This window comes from Rhizorhabdus sp. GW822-FHT03C02 (genome assembly GCF_058801765.1).
In genome coordinates, this window is the sequence record NZ_JBXANN010000005.1 from 165,249 (window position 1) to 186,971 (window position 21,723).

14 protein-coding genes and 1 tRNA gene are annotated in these 21,723 nt (G+C 61.8%); 7 read left to right on the plus strand and 8 right to left on the minus strand.

Annotation, left to right across the window (positions count from 1 at the left end; genetic code table 11):
* Positions 1 to 199: 199 nt before the first annotated feature.
* Positions 200 to 2,008, minus strand: a complete 1,809-nt coding sequence (locus AC1RM6_RS15055) for an ankyrin repeat domain-containing protein (protein WP_493102937.1) — start codon at positions 2,006 to 2,008, stop codon at positions 200 to 202.
* Positions 2,009 to 2,566: 558 nt separating this feature from the next.
* On the opposite strand from AC1RM6_RS15055, the gene AC1RM6_RS15060 reads away from it, so the two are divergent.
* A complete protein-coding gene (locus AC1RM6_RS15060; RefSeq protein ID WP_493102574.1) occupies positions 2,567 to 2,914 on the plus strand; it encodes a metalloregulator ArsR/SmtB family transcription factor in 348 nt (115 codons plus the stop codon).
* Positions 2,901 to 3,767, plus strand: coding sequence for an SRPBCC family protein (locus AC1RM6_RS15065; RefSeq protein ID WP_493102576.1), 867 nt, complete (start codon positions 2,901 to 2,903; stop codon positions 3,765 to 3,767). Before AC1RM6_RS15060 ends, AC1RM6_RS15065 begins: the two co-directional genes overlap by 14 nt.
* Before the next feature lie 1,008 nt (positions 3,768 to 4,775).
* Here AC1RM6_RS15065 and AC1RM6_RS15070 read toward each other — a convergent pair.
* The 5 genes from AC1RM6_RS15070 to AC1RM6_RS15090 form a co-directional block, all read right to left on the minus strand.
* Entirely contained in the window at positions 4,776 to 7,064 is a 2,289-nt protein-coding gene (locus tag AC1RM6_RS15070; protein WP_493102578.1) for a tetratricopeptide repeat protein, read from the minus strand.
* A gap of 335 nt (positions 7,065 to 7,399) precedes the next feature.
* The gene (locus tag AC1RM6_RS15075; RefSeq protein WP_493102580.1) at positions 7,400 to 7,579 is read right to left on the minus strand and encodes a helix-turn-helix domain-containing protein; all 180 of its coding nucleotides are present in this window, start codon (positions 7,577 to 7,579) and stop codon (positions 7,400 to 7,402) included.
* 32 nt (positions 7,580 to 7,611) lie between these two features.
* Positions 7,612 to 8,004, minus strand: coding sequence for a CopG family transcriptional regulator (locus AC1RM6_RS15080; protein ID WP_493102582.1), 393 nt, complete (start codon positions 8,002 to 8,004; stop codon positions 7,612 to 7,614).
* A 71-nt stretch (positions 8,005 to 8,075) separates the two neighbouring features.
* A complete protein-coding gene (gene rlxS, locus AC1RM6_RS15085; protein WP_493102583.1) occupies positions 8,076 to 10,037 on the minus strand; it encodes a relaxase/mobilization nuclease RlxS in 1,962 nt (653 codons plus the stop codon).
* Positions 10,038 to 10,480: 443 nt separating this feature from the next.
* Positions 10,481 to 11,488 (minus strand): HEPN domain-containing protein, encoded by a 1,008-nt coding sequence (locus tag AC1RM6_RS15090; RefSeq protein ID WP_493102585.1) that lies wholly within the window; start codon positions 11,486 to 11,488, stop codon positions 10,481 to 10,483.
* A 44-nt stretch (positions 11,489 to 11,532) separates the two neighbouring features.
* On the opposite strand from AC1RM6_RS15090, the gene AC1RM6_RS15095 reads away from it, so the two are divergent.
* Entirely contained in the window at positions 11,533 to 11,715 is a 183-nt protein-coding gene (locus AC1RM6_RS15095; RefSeq protein ID WP_493102587.1) for a hypothetical protein, read from the plus strand.
* A gap of 511 nt (positions 11,716 to 12,226) precedes the next feature.
* On the opposite strand, the gene AC1RM6_RS15100 is transcribed toward AC1RM6_RS15095, so the two are convergent.
* Together AC1RM6_RS15100 and AC1RM6_RS15105 are read right to left on the minus strand one after the other, a co-directional pair.
* On the minus strand, positions 12,227 to 13,417 hold the full coding sequence (locus tag AC1RM6_RS15100) for a tyrosine-type recombinase/integrase (RefSeq protein WP_493102588.1): 1,191 nt from the start codon (positions 13,415 to 13,417) through the stop codon (positions 12,227 to 12,229).
* Positions 13,418 to 13,580: 163 nt separating this feature from the next.
* Positions 13,581 to 13,667: transfer RNA gene (locus AC1RM6_RS15105), tRNA-Leu, on the minus strand.
* Positions 13,668 to 13,770: 103 nt separating this feature from the next.
* Here AC1RM6_RS15105 and AC1RM6_RS15110 point away from each other — a divergent pair.
* From AC1RM6_RS15110 to gltB, 4 genes are all read left to right on the plus strand, one after another.
* Positions 13,771 to 14,706 carry an NAD-dependent epimerase/dehydratase family protein gene (locus tag AC1RM6_RS15110; protein ID WP_493102591.1) on the plus strand — a complete coding sequence of 312 codons (936 nt, stop codon included), beginning with the start codon at positions 13,771 to 13,773 and terminating at the stop codon, positions 14,704 to 14,706.
* An 11-nt stretch (positions 14,707 to 14,717) separates the two neighbouring features.
* Positions 14,718 to 15,518, plus strand: coding sequence for an undecaprenyl-diphosphate phosphatase (locus AC1RM6_RS15115; protein ID WP_493102593.1), 801 nt, complete (start codon positions 14,718 to 14,720; stop codon positions 15,516 to 15,518).
* Positions 15,519 to 15,691: 173 nt separating this feature from the next.
* Positions 15,692 to 17,146, plus strand: coding sequence for an NAD(P)-dependent oxidoreductase (locus AC1RM6_RS15120; protein WP_493102595.1), 1,455 nt, complete (start codon positions 15,692 to 15,694; stop codon positions 17,144 to 17,146).
* A 35-nt stretch (positions 17,147 to 17,181) separates the two neighbouring features.
* Complete coding sequence (gene gltB / locus AC1RM6_RS15125) at positions 17,182 to 21,720, plus strand: glutamate synthase large subunit (protein WP_493102597.1); 4,539 nt, start codon at positions 17,182 to 17,184, stop codon at positions 21,718 to 21,720.
* Positions 21,721 to 21,723: the final 3 nt, after the last annotated feature.

Consider the following 21,723-nt stretch of genomic DNA (forward strand, 5'->3'; position numbering starts at 1 on the left):
TTTCTAGATCAACGCGATGGCCCGGCGTCGCTATCTAACTGCCGGATTGTACGACCACGATTTCGTCACGGCGAGATTGAGCGCGGCTTCCGATATCGACCAGAGTCGGTCGTTCCGCTTATCGACAGCGAACGGCCGTTTCGGAGAATCTTGCCGTTCCCGATCGACGCTGCCCGGCGTTCGAGGGCCCTACTGACCATCACCGCGCCTCACCACTCTGCACGATGTCCCAGTCAATGGCGCGCCGCCGTGCCGCGCGCGCTGCGGCTAATTTACCTGTTAACTCGGTTCCTGCGCGGACCCCGAGCCTACGGAGCGCGCTTGCCATGAGCGGGCGCTGATGTTGCTCCGCGACGTCCACAAGGGTCGAGCCGTCTTCTTCCATGAACTCTAATTGCATTGGCGCTGCCATCGCCAGCACACGTGCACTGGCAGAATTTGCACAACCCGCAGCCATGATCCACATTGGCGGTTCACCATTAAGCAATGGATTGAGCGGATACGTAATTGGCAAGCCCGCCCTGACAAGCAATCTTCCGGTTGTGGGTCGACAAGGCGACCCGAGACTTGCCCAGCGGCTCCATAACACGTCGGGCCGACGAGCCCGACGTGGATCAAATCCGGCCCTGAGGATCGCGCGCGATAACTCATCCCACCCGCCTCCAACGGTTATCTGGAGCATTTTCTCTAGTGACCATTGATCACGCTGACGCGCCGCCTCGTTTATGAGAGCCAGGGCCTTCGAGCGGCCTGGCTCAGGGGGGGAGTCCGGCCAACGTTGGTTGTCGGGCAGTTCGCCGAAGCTCGAGGGCTGTGGGTTGAGAAGCAGTCCGAGTTGATGTGCCTTCGTTTCGGGCTGGGCATAGCCGAGGCGGTTCACATTCTGGCGCGCATATAAGAGGGCCAGATCCTCGCGTTTTTGCGCACGCAGCCAAGCGACCCGAAAGCTGGGCTGATCTTCGCGCAAGAAAGGGATTAAATTACGTGCAAACGGATCGTTCCTCTGCACCATGGCAACAAACACGCCGACGAGCTCATCCCGACCAGTTAACATGGTTGAAGGGTCGTCAGGATCGTGGAAGGCTTTCTCGTCCGCCGCAAGAGCGATGGGCAGAAGATGCAGGCGCTTTCGACTTGCTACCAACCCAGCCCACGTACATCGATGATCATCCGTTCCGATGCCGTAATCGAAATCGCAGAGCCCGGTCTGATCTTTCATTCGCGCTCCTCGCGCCAACAGAAGACGGACGAGTTCGTCGTCGCCGTTTACAAGCGCTCGGGCTAGCGGCGCAGGGCCTAGGCTCGTGTCACCGCTAGCGTTCGGAGCGCGCAGATTAGGGTCCGCCCCCAATTTAAGCAGGTTGGTCGCGATCTCACGATGCCGATTTCGCAAGGACCATTGCAGCGCGGTGTATCCCAGCATGTCGCGATGATTGATGCCCAGCGCATGATCGCCGGCGAGCCGTCTCAGCGCGTCCAAATCATTTGCGCGTGCTGCTTCTCCGTAGTTTCGGACGGGTCCTATATAGCGCGGAGCGGAATGAGCACCTTCGCGAGCACAAAGCTCAGGGTACGGGAAAGCGGGGTCGGCGACCAATGCTTGATTGTAGCGGGTGAGGAAACGAAGTGCGGCGGCCTCGTGCATGTCATCCCCACCGAGGCGCATGTCGCTGGTAAAGAGCCTTTTGCCGGTGGCCGAAACAAACCAGACTGCGCAGTGGACGCCAGGTAAGGAACTGGGGCTCGGCATGGGCCCCATTGTGTGCGCTATTCCCAGCCGGAAATCCCCACGGCGAGCGGCGTCGCGAGCTTCGCGCACGGGGCTGCGCCAGTACAACGCAACTGTTTTGCGAAACAGAACGCCCTCCCGTGCCGGATCGAGCATTTTCCAGATACACCAACTTCCCAACAAGAGAGCGGTGAAGAACGCGCCGATCAGGAAGCCTCGCCTAAGGCCGACGATGATCACACGCACGCCACGTTCCAGTGTTTTGCCCCCAATGACCACATCCAAGTGGAGCGCGCCCGAACAGGTCTGTCAACTTCAGGCAGGTGTCTGTCTGCGTGCGCTTACGGCCCGACCGGGGCCCGGCCCGCAGTAGAATTCAACTGCTCGCCCCCCTTCGTGACCTAAAGACCGCTGCTACAGAGGGGAACGGCCAGGGCGTCAACTGTAATGAAGTGGACGCAATAATCCGCTTGTCTCCCGGATGACGCCCGGAAAGGAAACGCGTGACGGCCTATAGAGGAGAAGAGCCGGCAGAACTGCGCCGGTCACAAGCGCTGCTCGCCGCTCTGGTAGACCATTCGGTCAGCGAGCTTATCGGGCAAGGCCCCCTCTGGAAGATGGTCAGGGCAGCTCTGACGGATCCGGACGGAGAAATCTGGCGCTATTCGGTCGCCGTTGGCGGGACGATATTCGCGGGTACAAAGATACGATCTGATCTAGCCGACCTCGTTCGACCAGTTGGAAACGCGCGATGACATAGCCGTCAGTCTTGGATCTGGCGCGCGTCGTCGTAGCGCGACCGATTGACGCGCCTCTTCAGTCGAAATATGTAACCATATGGTTACGCGAATCGCCCTGACCGATAATGTCATCTTCGATGCGCTCGGCGATCCGACGCGCCGGGCGATCCTTGACCTGCTGCGCGAGACGCCGCGTGCGGCGGGCGAGATCGCGTCGCATTTTCCGGTCAGCCGCCCGGCGATCGCCAAACATGTCCGCATCCTGAAATCGGCGGGGCTGGTACGCGAGCACAGCGAGGGGCGGCGCCGGATCTATATGCTCGAGCCCGCCCCGCTCGCCGGGGTCGATCTGTGGCTGCAACCCTATCGCGCATTCTGGGCGGCCCGGCTCGTGGCCCTGAAGCATCTCGTCGAATCGCAGGAGAGATCACATGGCAAAAGCTGAAGCGGACATCGTCAACGGGTGCGATCTCGATGTCGGGCCGGCGCGGGCGTTCGCGATGGTCAGCGATCCGATCGAGCTGCGTCGCTGGTTTGCCGAGGAGGTCGAGCTCGCGCCGCGCCTGGGCGGTCGTTTCAGCTTCGCCGGGCGCGGAGCCTATGCGCCGACATCGACGATCTTGACGGCATTCGAGCAGGATCGCGCAATCGGCTGGGACTGGCCGCTGCACGGCGTCACCGGGCATGTCGCGATCGCCATAACCCCCGGCGACGCGCCCGAAAAATGCCGTGTCGAGGCGACGTGCAGCTTTCCCGAACTGCCACCGATCGTGCGTGGCCGCGAGCTGATTGACGATCTGTGGCGTTTCCATCTCGGCAATCTGAAGACACTCGCGGAGGAGGGCCGTGGGATATTGCTGCCGGACTTCAGCGATCCGGCGCCCGAGGTCCGCGAGTCGATCCACATCGACGCGCCGCGCGCCGCGGTTTTCAGGGCGCTGCTCGATCCCGCGCTGCTCGACGCCTGGACCTTCGGCAAGGCCAGCGTCGAGCCGCGCGTCGGCGGCCGCTACAGCTATGGCTGGGTCTATGAGCAGGACGGCCGGACGGTGGAGGGCGGCCCGACGCGGATCATCGAGATGGAGGAGAATGTGCGGCTGGTGACCGACTGGCCCGACTGGCGTGGCGACGCTGCCAATGGCGGCCAGAAAATCACTTGGCTGCTCGAGGTTGACGGCGACGGTACGAAGCTCACCCTGATCCATAACGGCTTCGCCCGTGCGACCGACATCAGCGATTTCCCATTCGGCTGGAACGGTTTCCTGGGCCTGATCAGGGATGCCGTGGTTGGGAAATAGGGATGAAAGTCTTTCAGCCTCTCTCGAGCAACGGCTCTGGCCCTCCGGATTTTCGGAGCTGACGAAAGCGCCGTCCGCTGCAGCGGGGGACGCGTTGCTAAAGGCTTGTAGGCGCGGCGGACGGTTTCATATTCGCATTGGACAAGCATAAGACCTTTAGCGTCGGCATGCCCTAATTCCATCTCGATGAGTCGCGTTGCCGGCATGGCACGTAGGCCGAGTTCAGCCATGCGATACAAAGCATGTCGACGGTGAAGGGAATTTAATCGGTCAAATCTTTCAATTATAATTCAAACGTTTAGCCCTATCATCGCCTGAGATGGCCCCCAAGGAGTGCCCAAGAAGTTCGGGCTGTGGGCGGATTTCTGCGGACCCGCACGAACAGGGCCCCCCCCCGGCCGCGCGGTCCGGCGGGGCTCAAAGAGTGAGCATTCCGCCCCGCGAGTACGACAAGGGAGCGAAGCTTAACTTTTGACGGACTTGGGTTTGCGCGGCGCGCGCTTCGGCGCTCCAACGCCCCCCCCCCCGCTGCAGCGGCCTCGGCTGGGCGACCCTTCTCGGATGCGCCGGTAGGGCGCGGACCGCCGCCGAGGCTCCCTTTGATCCACCTGGACCTTGCGGATGTCGGCAAGTTCGGCTTCGCCTTTCAAACTCCTCAAGGGTGAGTTCGAACTGTTGGATCTAAAAGACAGCTTTTCCGTAGATCGGCCGAAGGTGATCCGCGGAGCTGGGCTAGCTGGAAAACGCAATGTCTCGACCAGCGAGTCACGGGCCGCCAGAGCTGCCTCCAACTCGGCGATGCGGGCGTCCTCATCGACGGGGGGAAGAGCCTCGATCCGTCACCCGGAAATAGTATCAAAGCGGCACCAGCGATGCCAGATAAACCAACAGCAATCGGCACTTTTTAGCTCACCAGAAGTGGCTCGGCTGTGCGCTCCGTGCAGCAATTTGCGCACTGTATGGCGCGCTAATCATGCGGGGCAACTCATCGCTCCCCGCGGAGTGCTGCTAAATTAGCTCTAGCCTCAGACACATTTGCAAATCTTTCCCGCTTTTGATGATCAACGCAATCTGCGTCTCGTATTCTTTAATTCCCGCCATCTTGTATTCAACTGATTCACCCAAGAAATATCCGGCATGATATAGATTGGCCATATACCGCCTAAAATAAGGATTGTCATGAGTTTCCGGAAAATATTCCATAATCAATTTACCATATTTTATGCCGATATTTGCACCATCCACATTTTTGAATCTCGGGTTGACCAATATAAAACAAAACTCAAATATTATATCAGCCACCTCTCGCCATTTGCTCGGGAACTTTTCTACGTCATAAAAAGTTAGACATTCCTCGGAAAGGTATATGGCACTCAATATCTTATCCGGACGGTTTTGATAGTCACCAATTTTACCTAGGCATACTGCCTTGCCTAGCTGGCACCGTACCCATATCGCGGGCCAAACATCCTTCATATAAACCAGCATAGCCATATCGTAATATTCTATACCAAAACTTAACAGCTCAGATTTTTTTTCAATTTGACCTAAATTTCTGTAGTTAACGCCAATATTTCTACACGCCTGAGCCCACTCTTGGGCATGCAGGAATTGTGACGATATTTCGACAGATTCTTTATATATTTTTATAGCTAATCTACTATTTTCCAAATCACCTTCAGTCTCGGCAAGGTCTGAATATGCAACAGCCAAGTTGTTATTAGTCCAGATCCATTCAGATGCATCATTCAACCGATCTATCTTATGCAATAAATATTCGAACTCTTTAATGGCCTGGCGAATCAAATCACCGCTTTTTTTCTCTTTTCCAAGAAACGAAAGGGCGGCGGCCAAATCAAATTTAATTTGACGCTCTTCAAATTCATCTTCTAATTCGGAAATTGCATCGATCGCATTTCTGAGCGCAATGATACTATTCTCACAGTCGCCGATTTCTGAGCTGAGAAATGCCGCCTGCTGCAATGCATTACCCAATTGCCGTTGGACAAAAGCCCAGAATTTCGGGTTCTGCGCGCGATCAATATAATCTGATGCCCGCGAAAATTTGGATATCGATAGTCTCGCAGCCTCAATATCGCCATTCCGAGCAGCTAGTTGACGATAAGCATCGCCAGATGATAACAGCAAAGCAGCCTTCTCAAATGGGTCTGCCAGCTCCATCATTGCCAGAGCCTCGTCGTAAAGACTGGCGGCCTCCTGGTATTGTCCCGACAATTTTGTCGAATCAGCTCGCAGAGCACGACGCTCCGCCTTCCGAAGCATAAGGCTATCAATCTCTTGGTCTATCTGCTCCTCCGCCGTTACCAATGCTGCGTTCGCTCTAGCGAAATCCCCTCGCTTGAGCGCATCCTGAGCCTCCAGAAAAATTTGCCTATCGTTATTACTGGATGATTCTAAATTCTCAATCTTACTAAGAAGCGATTTATATTCCGTAGCCTTATCTCTCAGAAACCGATCTAGCGCTTGAAAATTACCGCCCTCTTTAAAATCACCAAATTCTCTCGCGACTGCTTCGACCGCGGATATCGGAATATCACTATCCTTAGAGATTTTTGCCGTGAGTTTTTGAAACTCATAGAGCATCGTCTCCGTCATCGAGCTCAAATCTTCCTTGACAGAAATAATTTTGTCGCCGACGCTGTTAACCTTCTCGCCAATATCGTTGATATCCGATTTAATATTTTGCAGAGCTTCAAATGTAAAAATCCTGCTGAATGCAGAATTTTTTGCAAACTGGTGCAAGAATTTTTCCTCAAATACGACATTCCAAGGATTTTTTCCCTGGTAACCTGAGATGAAAAGCATTCTTAGGCTTGGCGTGACCGGGACCCCCCAAGCTTCAAGATCGTTTATGACGTACGAATTTAAAGTCTCATTCGAGTTTTTAACTTCCATAATTTCGATATTACGCCGGCCACTGAACATTTTTTCTATAATTTGATTAGTCACATCCAAGGGAAAATGCTCGCCGTCATCCCTAAACGCAACAAAATCGGGTCGAGATATCAACTTGTCTAGATGCTTTGAGCTCTGGACATCATCGCTAGTGTTGGCCAATGCCTTCCAGGCAATATTCATAACACTCATTGCTTCTAAATAGGCGGTATGTGTCGCTCGCATAATATGCTGGCTATCAGAGGCGGATGCCCGCCCGAGCGTGGCACGAACTTTCTTTGCCGCAAGCACAATTGCTGCATCGGCTCGATTGCCGACCGGCCCAGTTATCAAACCCCACATACAATTCACGGCAATTGATGTCAGCATTGGATCAGGCATAAGTAATAGCTACCATAGTTCAGATCGGCACAAAACCATCCTCGGATTTCGAGTTGGGCTTTTACCGAGCGCAGGGAAGCTCCGACCGCAACTCTGGCCGCCTCCCCATCCGATCGCTATTTGAGTGCGACCTTTAGCCGCCTGAGCGATCGAGCGCGAAACCGGTAGACTGAAAAGCGTAGGCTGATTTGCGGTCGAGGGCAATTAAATGGCTCGATTGGCTTCGTGCTTACGTCCGCTTACAGCAGGCGCTGCCGTTGTCCGAGCTTGCCAGGAATGGCGGCTTCGCCTCAAATTCAAGCGCTCGGGCTGGCAGCAGCTTGCCAAAGGTCGCGTCAGTTCGACGGCGCGGCAGACGAAACCAGACGCCGCAAGCTGTCCATGCTGACCAAGGTCGAGGCCCCGATCTTCACCGTCTGGATCTCGCCAGCCTTGATCAGTTCATAAAGCTTCGACCTGCCAATTCCAGTGATCCGACAGGCCTCGGAAATCCGAACGGTCAGCGGGGCCAGCATCGGTGCTGGTTCGTTGGGTATCTGCCGAACAGTCATTGCTTCGTTTCCGGCCCCAGCTTCCTCGCTAGCCTGCGCCCTACCAGATCAATCAAAGCGTCATAGCGCGAGCGCCCCAATCGCGCCGTCTCCGGATCAAACGGCGGCTGATGCGCGACCATCGTCAGCTGATGCTGGATGAACACGCCGAGCGTCTCGGCGAGCAGCCGGTTCTGCTGTTCGATCCGGTCGAGCGCACGCGCCAGCCGATCGAGCCTCGAACCGAAGCGCTGATCCAGCTCATTGGCCCCCTGCCGCTCCAGCCAGGCCGTCAGTGCATCAGTCAGGATAGCGGTCTTCGATGTCCCCGGCTTGTCCGAAAGCTGTTCGAGCTTCTCCGACAGCGCATCGGGCAGATAGAATTGGTGGCGGATCTTGTCGGTTTTCATGGCGTGAAGAATGCCGCGATAGAGGCAAGGTCGACAGTGCGCTTATGAAGCAGTCCGACGCACCCCGCGCCTCAGGATATGCCGAGCCCGCGTCCCCGACCGATCGTCCAGCTGACATCGTCACCGCGCATGATGCCGCCGACATCCTTCCCGATCTGCCGTTCGAGTACCGGCTTCCACGGCAGCAGCGAGAACTCCCGGCTCTTCTCGATCAGCGCGAAGCGCCGGTCGCCGACTTGGACCGCCCGCGCCAGCCGACCTTCGACCCGCGCGCCCTTGCCGACCTCGGTGAAGTCGAGCCCGAGTTCCTGGCTGAGTTGCCCGGCGACGCGCAGCAGTTCGCGCCGCTGCAGCATCGACACCAGATTGGCGGGATAGCGTATGAGATCGCCATCCTGTTCGGCAAGCTGCTGATCGATCAGCCATTGCCGCCTGAGCGAGAGCGCGGCGCGGGTTTCCGCGCCGAAGCCGCGCTCGAGCGGCACCGGGCTGGCACTGGTCAGCTCCCGGTCCAGCCAGGTCGCACCATCATGGGTTGCGAGCCGGTCGAGCGGCTGAGGGCTCAACGCCGCGATGACGACAGGCGCTCGCTCGGCAAGGCTGCGCTCATGTGCCAGTGCCTTGGCGAGATGGTCGGGCGCGATGATCCAGGTCCCGTCGGGCTCGCGGGCAACGCCGCCGGTTTCTTTGCGGATCGTCTCCAGCCGACGGACATGCGCCCGGGCGAACTCCTCGCTTGCCGATGGATAATGGTCGAGATGGATATCGAGACTGTACCGCCCACCATGGACGGCGGCGATCTCGGCGACGGTGCGGTCGGCCTCACGGATGGCGATCGGGCGTGGGGTGAGGCTGACGATCATGCCCTCGCGGATCGGCTCGGCTGGCGCGAGGCCGATCTCGGCATAATGGCTGCGGCCATCGACCCCCTCGACGATCAGATAATGACGGTCGCGATGCTCGTCGGACAGGCCGTGCGCCGCGACCTGGCCGACGATCGGCGCCGCAGCGCCGCTGGCCGGATCGAACACCGCGTAGTCGGTGGGCGACACGTCGCGCCCGTGGGCGCGCATCTGCTCGTGCAAGGTGGCGATGATGTCGCCACGTTTGCCCATCGCCCTGAGCGTTGGTTCGAGCTGCGCGTCGAGCCGCCAGCGTCCTTTCCTCTCCTCGACCGCGAGCTGCATCCGCCCAAGCGCCTGCAGCCGCCCGGCGCGCAGCGACTGTTCGATGCCGTCGAGATTGGCAGGCGACACCAGCCCCTCGGCGTCGATCGCCGCGATCAGCCGGCGGTCGATCGAGGTGAAACGCTCCTGGGTCATCTCACGGTTCTGCGCGGTCATGATCTCGAGGTCGGTGCGTGGTCCGAGGTCGACGTTGACGATCTCGGTCGCGCGCATCCGAAAGCCCTGGGTCATATATTCGCGGGCGATGATCAGATCCTTGCCCCGGTCATCGACACCCCGCAGCAGGATGTGGGTGTGGGGATGGCCGGTGTTGAAATGGTCGATCGCGACCCAGTCGAGCCTGGTCCCGAGATCCTGCTCGGCCTGTACCATCAGCCGGCGGACCATCGGCTTGAGATCCTCATATTCGGCACCATCCTCGGCAGCGACGATGAAGCGGAACTGGTGGCGGTCGCCCTGGCCGCGTTCGAGGAACGCCTTGCCATCGGCGACGTCGACGTCGCGCCCGTAGAGCGTGCCGCGTTCGCCGTCGCGCGTGGTGCCGTCGCGTTGCAGGTACCGCAAATGCGCCACCGCCCCCTTGGCGCCGGTGCCGGCGAGCTTGACGATCCGCGCCTTGACCACGACCCGCCGCGCGCGCCGGCCGGTGAAGCGGTCGGATGATCCGAGCACCCGGCCGAGCCCGGCGCCGCGACCGATGCGGCTGCCGTCGAAACGGCGGGTGCGTGCACGGCCGACACCACCCGCGAGATTGGTCGCCTTGCGCACCCGACCGACGAACGACTGCCCGCCGCTGTTGTCGCCGACGAACCCCAGCCACAGCTCGAAATCATCATCGCCCGCCATCGCATGATCCTCGTCATCGCCCGCAAGGCCGGCAATGAGGGAAGCGCCAGTTCGGCCTTCAAGGGCCTCCAACGAAAGGCCCGCAATCCCGGCCTTTGCTCACTGCATGGAGGCTCGGTCGCGGCCATGCCTCCACAAAAGAAGACGTGCAGACAGCGTTTCCGGGCCTCGTGGAGGGACGGCTTTATCTTGCCTTACCTGCCCCTCCCTCGCTCCACCGCAGCCCAAACAGCCATGGACGGATGTGGACGCCATCCACCCGCCGCCACATTCTGCCGCTTGTCCGCACCATGACGCGAAAATTCCGCCAATTTTTGCCGGCGGGACGTCGAGAAATGCCGGTGAGAAATGAGGAGGGCCGCGCAAAGCGCGGCCGAAATCGATCGGTAGAATTTCAGATCAGGATGGGGAAGTGGGCCGCGAGAGCCGCGAAATTGACCGGCTTAGGCGGCCTTGGCGAGCGTCTCGATCCGCTCCAGGCACAGCTCGCGGATGATGGTCGTGAGCAGCTCGACCCGCTCGCCGAGCCAAGCCAATTCCTCGTCGGTGATGCGATATTGGCGCGAGTATCGCGCCTTCACATAGGCCGCGCGAAGCAGGTCGTAGCAGCGTCGCTCGAACTTGTTTTCGCCCGGCCAGACGGTCTTCAAACGGGGCTCGAGCTGCTCGGTCTGAGAGCGCAGCCGATTCAGATTGTGCGTCTTCGGGCTGTGCAAAGTGCGCACCAAAAGCAGACAATGATAGAGGCGTTCAGCGGCCTGATGCAGGTTGAAGGCGGCCTCTTTTGGCGCACCGTCTCCACGTAAAAACTCATATGCCCGCTTAAATTTTACCGCGCTCTCGAACCACTCCTCGTAATATTCCCGCGTCTCTTTCAGCGCTTGCTCCCGCGACAAGGGCTCGGGTTTCGCGAATGGATGGCCCGGTTCAGAGAGCAGCGAAATGCCGTCGCGCAGGATGTCGATGAAGAAGTAGCGCCCGAGCCGCAGTTTCTCGTTCACATCGTCGAGCGTGTGATAGATCAGGCTGACCGGGGTGCGCAGATAGGTCCCTTCGGACAGCGCATCGAGCAGCCGATCCTCGGTCTTCAACCAGAATTCGGGAACGTCGGTCAGATCCTCATCATCGACGACGACGAGGATGTCATAGTCCGAAAAATAGCGCCCGACCGGATCCTCGACCCAGTCGCCGCGCGCATAGGATCCGAACAAGATGATCTTGAGCAGCCGCCCGTTGGCGAGGCGTTCGGCTTTCTTGCCGGCGATCGCCTCGGCGAAACCGTCGCGGATCAGCTGCACCACGAAATCGAGTTCGCGGCGCTTGCCTTCGGGCAGTTCGACATCCTTGGCGGTGATCGGCCTCATGCTGGAAGAATCGCCCGCCGACGGCCGAATGCCAAGGGGAATCGTCAGTTTCGAAGTTCCTCTCAGACAAAAAGCTACCTTGAGCACTGCGGTGCCGCCACACTACGATCACGACCCGAAAGGACCGACTGATGAAGGCCCACGCGCACTATTTAACCGTCGCCGACAACTTTTTCGGACAAGAATTCAACGACCCGGCGGACGTTAAGCGCGCCTTCTTGAACCTTACCATCTCTCAGATGAGCATGAGCTTGCGGCCGCGGTTTGCAGCCCTAATCAACGGTCCGGACTGGAATGATCGTGCGACGCTTTAAGCGCTGCAAGGACCGGACCGGAACTCAACAGGGGCTTATGTTTCAGAATATGATGCTGTCCAGAACACGGCCGCTGTGCCAGCTGGTAACGATCATGACGTTTATCCCGCCGCTGTGCGCGGCGGATTTTATCCGGAGCTGGGGAACTGACGATGTCGCTGCTTCTTGCAATCGGATTGGCTGCGGCCGCGCCGTTCGTGCCGGCGCCAGGCGGGCCGATCCCGATCATCCACTCCTACGCCGCGCTGGGGGCTGAAATCGACGCGGAATATACTTGCCCGCCCAATGCCAAGGTTCGTCTGCAAGTTACCGGAACCGCGAATAGCCTGCGGGTCAAAGCCCTGACTGGATTCGGACGGTCATTGAACGCGGAACAGTTGGCGCAGTGGAATGGGTGGCTCGACGGCTTCGCCCGGTTTCGGGCAGCAAGCCTCGAATGTTCGAACGATGGAGCCGTCGTCTTCATCAGTGGCTATTCATCATATCGGCGTGAAGCGTGCTCATCCGGAAATCACTTTCGGTCGCGCTCACGATCCAGAAAATCCGACCAGTCCTGCATCATGAGGACGCGTTCGTCCCAATATTCGCCGCGTGCATAGGCACGCCGGACACCATCTGCTTCTATGTGAGCAAGCTGACGCTCGATAGCGTCGGGATGCCACTTCCCCATTTCGTTCAGCAGGGTGCTCGCCATGGCGCGGAAGCCGTGGCTGGTCATCTCGGTCCCTGAATAGCCCAGACGCCTCAGCGCACCGTTCAAGGCGTTTTCGGACATAGGCCGCTTCACCGACTGAAAGCCAGGAAACACATAATTTCCCCGACCAGTGAGCGACCGGACCTCTTGCAGGATCGCGACCGCTTGCTTGGAAAGAGGAACGCGATGGGGCCGGCGCATTTTCATTTTATCAGCCGGGATGCTCCACACGTTCGAGTCGAAATCCATCTCGATCCACTCTGCATGCCGTAACTCGCCCGGGCGGACGAAGACATGCGGTGCGATGGAAAGTGCCGCCTTCGTAATCCCATGCCCTGAAAAGCCGTCAATGGCGCGCAAGAGCGGCCCGACTTCCTGGCGATTAGTGATTGCCGCGAGATGGGTGACCTTAGGTGTGACCAAGGCGTCGCGAAGGCCGGTAGCGAGATCATGTTGAGCACGGCCAGTCGCTATCGCGTAGCGAAAGACGCGACCGCATATACTGCGAAGTCGGCGCGCTGTCTCATAGCGTCCGCGCGCTTCGACGCCCCGGAGTACATCAAGCAGTTCCAGTGTCGTGATTTCGCTTATCTTGCTTTCCCCGATCGCAGGATATGCGAAGTCGAGAAGCCATTTCGCTTTCGCGAGCGTGATCTCGGCCAAGCCTTCCCTCTCGCGTTTGACCAACCACTCCTCGGCAACGGTCTTGAAGGACGACGACTGGTCAAGCCGTTCCTGGCGCTCTTGCGCCTTGCGTTGAGCCGCGGGGTCCTGCCCGCCCGCGAGCGCCTCCTTCGCGGCGTCGCGCTTCGCACGGGCATCGGCCAGCCCGGTTTCTGGGAAGACGCCGAGCGCAAGCGTTCGATATTTGCCGCTGAAACGGTAGTTCAGCCGCCAGTACCGACCGCCGGTGGGCGTGATCAAAAGATGCAGGCCGCCCGAGTCGGCGAGCTTGTAGGGCTTGTCTTTGGCCTTCGCCTTACTGACGGCCAGAGCTGAAAGAGCCATGGGGGTATCTCCACAACGACATCGCTGGTTGATACCCTCGTTATACCCCCAAAGCCCCTCGGATGCCAAGAATTGGCCCCGGACGCAGGTGGATAGCGGGCAGGCTAAAGGCCGGCTTTTAATCGATTTTTTGGATTTGTGCGGACCCCTGCGGACGGGGTGATGGTGCCCAGGAGAGGACTCGAACCTCCACGACCTTGCGGTCACTGGCACCTGAAGCCAGCGCGTCTACCAATTCCACCACCTGGGCATCAGGGAGCGAGGCCGGGCGGATAGCGGCGAGGGTTGCACCTTGTCAACAGCTTCCTTGGCGGGCAATGCGGGCAAATATTGCCCAAGCGAGGACGATGACGATGAGCCGGCTGGTTACGCTGTTTGGCGGTGGTGGTTTTCTGGGGCGCTATGTCGCCCAGGAATTGTTGAAAGCGGGCGCGCGGGTGCGCATCGCCGAACGCAAACCCTCCGACGCCTTTTTCGTGAAGCCGCAAGGCGGGCTGGGCCAGACCCAGTTCGTCGCCGCGGACGTGACCCGCGCCGACAGCGCGGCACGCGCCGCGATCGGATCCGATTCGGTGATCAACCTCGTCGGCATCCTCAAGGGTGATTTCGACCGGGTCCACCGCGAGGGCGCGGCGAATGTCGCCGCTGCCGCCACGGCGGTGGGCGCCAGCGCCTTCGTCCAGCTGTCGGCGATCGGCGCCGACCCCGAGAGCCCGTCGGCTTATGGCCGCAGCAAGGCGGCCGGTGAGGCCGCCGCGCGCGAAGCCTATGCCGGGGCGACGATCATTCGCCCGTCGATCCTGTTCGGTCAGGAGGACGCGTTCGTGAATCGCTTCGCCGGCCTGCAGGCGGCGCCGGTGGTGCCGGTGCTGCGCGGATCGGTGAAGTTCCAGCCGCTCTGGGTCGCCGACGCCGCCAAGGCGATCGCCGCCGCGGCGCTGCAGCCCGAAGCCTATGCCGGCCAGACCTATGAGCTGGCCGGGCCCGAGGTCCTGACGATGCAGGAGCTGCAGGACTGGATCGCCAAGGCGACCGGCCGCAGCCCCAATTTCGTGCCCGTGCCCGATGTCGTCGGCAACCTCCTGTCGTTCGGCGGTTTCCTGCCCGGCGCGCCGATCACCCGCGACCAGTGGCAGATGCTGCTCAGCGACAATGTCGCGAGCGCGGGCGCCAGCGGGTTCGAGGCGTTCGGGCTGGTGCCGACGCCGATCGAGGCGGTCGCGCCGAGCTGGCTGGTCCAGTATCGGCCGCATGGCCGCTTCGCGCCCAGCATCAAGACTCCGGCCTGACCGCCACGCCGATGGAAATGTCGCTGCTGACCGTGATCCTCCTCGGCATCGTCGAGGGGCTGACCGAGTTCATCCCGGTATCGTCGACCGGCCACCTGATCCTGGCCGGTCAGATCATCAACGTGCCGCAGGGCAGCGAGACCTTCGATATCGTCATCCAGCTCGGCGCGATCCTGGCGGTCGTCGTCGTCTATCGGGCGCGGTTCGCGCATGTGATCGCCGGGCTGGTGCGCCGTGACCGCGACGCGATGCTGTTCACCCGCAACGTGCTGCTCGGCTTTTTTCCGGCAGCGATCATCGGGGCGGTGGCCTATGGTGCGATCAAGGCGCTGCTCACCACCCCGATCGTGGTCGCGGTCGCGCTGATCGTCGGCGGCATCGCGATCCTGGCGATCGAGGCGATGGTCAAGCGGATCACCATCGACAGCGTCGAGGGGATGGGCTGGCGCACCGCGCTCGGCATCGGTTGCGTCCAGTGCATCTCGATGATCCCGGGGGTCAGCCGGTCGGGCGCGACGATCATGGGCGCATTGCTGATGGGGGTCGAGCGCAAGGTCGCGGCTGAGTATAGCTTCTTCCTCGCGATCCCGACGATGCTTGGCGCGACGACGCTGGCGCTGTGGAAGGCGCGGCACGAGCTGGGCCAGGGTCAGATGACCGATATCGGGATCGGCTTCGTGGTGTCGTTCCTCGTCGCGATCGTGGTGATTCGCTGGTTCATGGCCGTCGTCACGCGCCATGGTTTCGCGCCGTTCGCCTGGTATCGAATCGTCGCGGGAGGCGCGGCGCTGGTCTGGCTGCTCATGCGCTGAAAACGATATAGGTCCGGTTCGGACCGATTGCCTTGCGGGATATCGCGCCGCAGCAACAATTTACCGCGAGATACTCTAAAAATAGGTCAGTAAGTCTTACTCATTGCGTTGAAAGCGCGTGACTCCGGGGCTTTTTTGTGAAATGCGAGCTTCCATAGAGGAGGCGCTTTTCGATGGCCAAGGAACCGATGCTGAAGTTCGTCCAGCTGGGGCAGGATTTTCCCGCCAAGCGCGACGCAGGCATGCGCGTCGAGGATTTCGCCGAAATTTCCGCGCGCTACTCGTCCGAGGGTGCCGAGGAACAGGCCTCGCGCTGCTCGCAATGCGGCGTGCCTTATTGCTCGACTCACTGCCCGCTCCACAACCATATCCCCGACTGGCTGCGCCTCACCACCGAGGGTCGGCTGCGCGAGGCCTATGAGCTGTCGAACGCGACCTCGACGATGCCCGAGATCTGCGGCCGCATCTGCCCGCAGGACCGGCTGTGCGAGGGCAATTGCGTCATCGAATTTTCGGGCCATGGCGCGGTCACGATCGGGTCGGTCGAAAAATATATCACCGACACCGCCTGGGAGAATGGCTGGGTCGAACCGGTCCGGGTCGGTCCGGCCAAGGGCCAGTCGGTCGGCGTGATCGGCGCCGGCCCTGCCGGGCTCACCACCGCCGAGCTGATGCGCGCGCGCGGATATGACGTCCATGTCTATGATCGCCACGATCGCGCCGGCGGGCTGCTGACCTACGGCATTCCCGGTTTCAAGCTCGAAAAGCATGTCGTCATGCGCCGGGTGCAGCGGCTGAAGGATGCCGGCATCGTCTTCCATGAAGGTTTCGAGGTCGGTCGCGACGCGACCCTCGACGAGCTGCGCGCGAAGCATGACGCGCTGCTGATCGCGACCGGGGTCTACAAGCCGCGCGCGATCAAGGCGCCCGGCGTCGGCGCGCCGGGGGTGGTCGACGCGCTCGATTATCTGATCGCGTCGAACCGCAAGGGCTTCGGCGATGCGGTTCCGAACTTCGATGACGGCTCGCTCGACGCCGCCGGCCGCAACGTCGTCGTGATCGGTGGCGGCGACACCGCGATGGATTGCGTCCGCACCGCGGTCCGTCAGGGCGCCAAGACGGTCAAGTGCCTCTATCGCCGTGACCGCGCCAATATGCCGGGCTCGCAGCGCGAGACCAAGAATGCCGAGGAAGAGGGCGTCGAGTTCGTCTGGCTGTCGGCGCCCGAGGCGTTCGACGGCACCGATCGGGTTGCCGGCGTCCGCGCGACCAAGATGCGGCTCGGTGCGCCCGACGCCAGCGGCCGCCGCGCGCCCGAGGCCGATCCCGGCACCGAATTCCGGGTCGAGGCCGATCTGGTGATCAAGGCGCTCGGCTTCGATCCCGAGGAACTGCCGCACATGTTCGGCGCGCCCGACCTGTCGGTGACCCGCTGGGGCACGCTGCGCGTCGACCACAAGACGATGCAGACCAGCGTCGAGGGTGTGTTCGCCGCCGGCGACATCGTTCGCGGCGCCAGCCTCGTGGTCTGGGCGATCCGTGATGGGCGCGATGTCGCCGATCGGATGCACGCTTTCCTCAAGGCGAAGGCCAAGGGCGGTGTGAAGCGCGAAAAGGTGGCGGCATGATGTCGCGGGATGATGACTTCAACGGGAGCGGCACGATGAGCCACACCGAAAATGACTGGATGGCTTCCGAGCGCGAGCGGCTTGCCCGCGACGGCATGTACCGGCCCGAGTTCGAAGGCGATGCCTGCGGCGTCGGCCTGGTCGCGGCGACCGACGGCAAGCCGTCGCGCCGGGTGGTGTCGGCGGCGATCGACGCGCTGAAGGCGGTCTGGCACCGCGGCGCGGTCGATGCCGACGGCAAGACCGGCGACGGCGCCGGCATCCATGTCGACCTGCCGGTGCGCTTCTTCGACGACGCGATCGAATATGCCGGGCACAAGCCACGGCCGAACCGGCTCGCGGTCGGCATGATCTTCCTGCCGCGCACCGATCTGAGCGCGCAGGAACATTGCCGCACGATCGTCGAGAGCGAGATCATCGATTTCGGCTACACCATCTATGGCTGGCGCCAGGTGCCGGTCGACGTGTCGGTGATCGGCGAGAAGGCCTTGCTGACCCGCCCCGAGATCGAGCAGATCATGATCGCCGGGCCGCTGCCCGACGAGGCATCGATCGAGGAGTTCGAAAAGAAGCTCTACCTGATCCGCCGCCGGATCGAGCGCAAGGTGGTCGAGGCCCAGATCCAGGGCTTCTACATCTGCTCGCTCAGCGCGCGCTCGATCATCTACAAGGGGCTGTTCCTCGCCGAGGAGCTGTCGGTCTTCTATCCCGACCTCAAGGACCAGCGCTTCGTCAGCCGGGTCGCGATCTTCCATCAGCGCTATTCGACCAACACCTTCCCGCAATGGTGGCTGGCCCAGCCGTTCCGCACCCTCGCCCATAACGGCGAGATCAACACGATCCGCGGCAACAAGAACTGGATGAAGAGCCACGAGATCAAGATGGCGTCGCTCGCCTTCGGCGAGCATTCGGAAGAGATCAAGCCGCTGATCCCGGCGGGCGCGTCGGACACCGCCGCGCTCGATGCGGTGTTCGAGGCGATCTGCCGCTCGGGCCGCGACGCGCCGACCGCCAAGCTGATGCTGGTGCCCGAGGCGTGGCAGAACAGCGACGAGCTGCCCGACGCCCGCAAGGCGATGTACAGCTATTTCGCGAGCGTGATGGAGCCTTGGGACGGCCCAGCCGCGCTGGCGATGACCGACGGCCGCTGGGTCGTGGCGGGCGTCGACCGCAACGCGCTGCGTCCGCTGCGCACCACCCGCACCGCCGACAATCTGCTGATCGTCGGATCCGAGACCGGCATGGTCATCGTCCCCGAATCGACCGTCGTCGCCAAGGGCCGGATGGGCCCGGGGCAGATGATCGCGATCGATCTCGAGGAGGGCAAGCTCTACACCGACGACGAGATCAAGGAACGGATCGCCGCCGAGCAGCCTTATGCCGAATGGGTCAAGGACTTCCTGACCCTGGCCGATCTGCCGGCGCCGGCCGAGGACATGGTCCCGCGCTGGGAGCGCGCCGAACTGCTGCGCCGCCAGGTCAGCGCCGGCCAGACCATGGAGGATATGGAGCTGATCCTGTCCCCGCAGGTCGAGGACGCCAAGGAAGCGATCGGTTCGATGGGCGACGATGCCCCGCTCGCGGTCATTTCGGACAAGCCGCGGCTGATCAGCCATTTCTTCCGGCAGAATTTCAGCCAGGTCACCAACCCGCCGATCGACAGCCTGCGCGAGACCCGGGTGATGAGCCTGACCACCCGGTTCGGCAATCTCGCCAACATCCTCGACACCGAGGCGCAGCAGAGCGGCGTGCTGGTGCTCGACAGCCCGGTGCTCCACTCGCGCGACTGGCACGCGCTGCGCAACCATTTCGGGGCGCAGGCGGCCGAGATCGACTGCACCTTCGACGCCGATGGCGGCCCCGACGCGCTGCGCTCGGCGATTGCCCGGGTGCGCGGCGAGGCCGAGACCGCGGTGCGCGAAGGCAAGACCGAGCTGTTCCTGACCGATGAGCATGTCGGCCCGCAGCGGGTCGCGATCGCGATGGTGCTCGCCGCTGCCGCGGTCCACACCCATCTCGTCCGCCGCGGCCTGCGCTCCTATGCGTCGGTCAACGTCCGCTCGGCCGAATGCCTCGACACCCATTATTATGCGGTGCTGATCGGGGTCGGCGCGACGACGGTGAACCCTTATCTGGCCGAGGCGGCGATCGCCGATCGCCACGCCCGCGGCCTGTTCGGCGACATCAGCATGGCCGAGGCGCTCAAGCGCCAGCGCAAGGCGATCGACGACGGTCTGCTCAAGATCATGTCGAAGATGGGGATCGCGGTGATCTCCAGCTATCGCGGCGGCTATAATTTCGAGGCGGTCGGGCTCAGCCGCGCGCTGGTCAACGACCTCTTCCCCGGCATGCCGGCGAAGATCTCGGGCGAGGGCTACAACTCGCTCCAGCTCAGCGCGATGCTGCGCCACGAGGCGGCGCATGACGATGTCGTCGTCAGTCTGCCGGTCGGCGGCTTCTACCGCCAGCGCAACGGCGGCGAGACCCATGCCTATTCGGCGCAGCTGATGCACCTGCTGCAAAGCTCGGTCGCGACCGACAGCTACTCAACCTATCTGCAATTCTCGCGCGGGGTGCGCGAGCTGCCGCCGGTCTATCTGCGCGACCTGCTCGAATTCAACTGGGCGCGCGAGGGGATCGCGATCGATTCGGTCGAGGCGATCACCGAGATCCGCAAGCGCTTCGTGACCCCGGGCATGTCGCTCGGCGCGCTCAGCCCCGAGGCGCACGAGACGCTCGCGATCGCGATGAACCGGATCGGCGCCAAGGCGGTGTCGGGCGAGGGCGGTGAGGACAAGAGCCGGTACAAGCCCTATTCGAACGGCGACAATGCCAATTCGGTGATCAAGCAGATCGCCAGCGGCCGCTTCGGCGTCACCGCCGAATATCTGGGCGCCGCCGAGGAGCTCGAGATCAAGGTCGCGCAGGGCGCCAAGCCCGGCGAAGGCGGGCAGCTGCCCGGCTTCAAGGTGACCGAGATGATCGCCAAGCTGCGCCATTCGACGCCCGGGGTGATGCTGATCTCGCCGCCGCCGCATCACGACATCTATTCGATCGAGGATCTGGCGCAGCTCATCTACGACCTCAAGCAGATCAACCCGCGCGCGCGAGTGTGCGTCAAGCTGGTCTCCTCGGCCGGCATCGGCACGGTCGCGGCCGGCGTCGCGAAGGCGCATGCCGACGTGATCCTGGTGTCGGGCCATGTCGGCGGCACCGGCGCGTCGCCGCAGACCTCGATCAAATATGCCGGCACCCCCTGGGAGATGGGGCTGACCGAGACCAACCAGGTGCTGACCCTCAACGGGCTGCGCCACCGGGTGAAGCTGCGCACCGATGGCGGGCTCAAGACCGGCCGCGACATCGTCATCGCGGCGATCCTGGGCGCCGAGGAATTCGGTATCGGCACGCTCAGCCTGGTCGCGATGGGCTGCATCATGGTGCGCCAGTGCCATTCGAACACCTGCCCGGTCGGGGTCTGCACCCAGGACGACAAGATGCGGCAGAAGTTCGTCGGTACGCCCGAGAAGGTGATCAACCTGATGACCTTCATCGCCGAGGAGGTGCGCGAGATTCTCGCCAAGCTCGGCGTGCGCTCGCTCGACGAGATCATCGGCCGCACCGAGCTGCTCCGCCAGGTCAGCCGTGGCGCCGAGCATCTCGACGATCTCGATCTCAACCCGATCCTCGCCAAGGTCGATGCGCCCGCCAACAAGCGGCGCTTCAACATCGAGGGCTTCCGCAATGAGGTCCCCGACAGCCTCGACGCGCAGATGATCGAGGACGCCAAGGCGGTGTTCGAGCGGCGCGAGAAGATGCAGCTCACCTATACGGTGCGCAACACCCACCGCGCGGTCGGCACCCGCTTCTCGGCCGAGATCACCAACCGATTCGGCATGTCGGCGCTGGCCGACGGCCATGTCCATATCCGGCTGCGCGGCAGCGCCGGCCAGTCGCTCGGCGCGTTCGGGGTCAAGGGCATGACCCTCGAGGTGTTCGGCGACGCCAACGACTATGTCGGCAAGGGCCTGTCGGGCGCGATCATCGCGGTGCGGCCGATGGTGTCGTCGCCGCTGGTGACCAAGTCGAACACGATCATCGGCAACACCGTCCTCTACGGCGCGACCGCGGGCAAGCTGTTCGCGGCGGGCCAGGCGGGCGAGCGCTTCGCGGTCCGCAACTCGGGCGCGGTCGTCGTCGTCGAAGGCTGCGGCGCCAATGGCTGCGAATATATGACCGGCGGCATGGCGGTGATCCTCGGCGAGGTCGGGGAGAATTTCGGGGCCGGCATGACCGGCGGCATGGCGTTCGTGCTCGATGCCGACGGCAGCTTCGCGCGCAAGGCCAATCCCGAAAACATCGTCTGGCAGCGTATCGCCTCGGACTATTGGGAAAAGCGCTGTAAGGCGCTGATCGCCGAGCATGCGGTGATGACCGACAGCAAATGGGCCAATGCGATCCTCGACGACTGGGACCGCTGGCAGGGCAAGATGTGGCAGGTCTGCCCGAAGGAAATGCTCAGCCGGCTGAGCCATCCGCTCAACGATGCCGAGGCTGAGGTCGTCGCGGCGGAGTAATCG

Bases quoted from the DNA above. Each gene is read 5' to 3' on its own strand.
- AC1RM6_RS15060 (WP_493102574.1), top strand. From the start codon at position 2,567: ATGGTTACGCGAATCGCCCTGACCGATAATGTCATCTTCGATGCGCTC.
- AC1RM6_RS15065 (WP_493102576.1), top strand. From the start codon at position 2,901: ATGGCAAAAGCTGAAGCGGACATCGTCAACGGGTGCGATCTCGATGTC.
- AC1RM6_RS15070 (WP_493102578.1), bottom strand. From the start codon at position 7,064: ATGCCTGATCCAATGCTGACATCAATTGCCGTGAATTGTATGTGGGGT.
- AC1RM6_RS15075 (WP_493102580.1), bottom strand. From the start codon at position 7,579: ATGCTGGCCCCGCTGACCGTTCGGATTTCCGAGGCCTGTCGGATCACT.
- AC1RM6_RS15080 (WP_493102582.1), bottom strand. From the start codon at position 8,004: ATGAAAACCGACAAGATCCGCCACCAATTCTATCTGCCCGATGCGCTG.
- rlxS (WP_493102583.1), bottom strand. From the start codon at position 10,037: ATGGCGGGCGATGATGATTTCGAGCTGTGGCTGGGGTTCGTCGGCGAC.
- AC1RM6_RS15095 (WP_493102587.1), top strand. From the start codon at position 11,533: ATGAAGGCCCACGCGCACTATTTAACCGTCGCCGACAACTTTTTCGGA.
- AC1RM6_RS15100 (WP_493102588.1), bottom strand. From the start codon at position 13,417: ATGGCTCTTTCAGCTCTGGCCGTCAGTAAGGCGAAGGCCAAAGACAAG.
- AC1RM6_RS15110 (WP_493102591.1), top strand. From the start codon at position 13,771: ATGAGCCGGCTGGTTACGCTGTTTGGCGGTGGTGGTTTTCTGGGGCGC.
- AC1RM6_RS15115 (WP_493102593.1), top strand. From the start codon at position 14,718: ATGGAAATGTCGCTGCTGACCGTGATCCTCCTCGGCATCGTCGAGGGG.
- AC1RM6_RS15120 (WP_493102595.1), top strand. From the start codon at position 15,692: ATGGCCAAGGAACCGATGCTGAAGTTCGTCCAGCTGGGGCAGGATTTT.
- gltB (WP_493102597.1), top strand. From the start codon at position 17,182: ATGAGCCACACCGAAAATGACTGGATGGCTTCCGAGCGCGAGCGGCTT.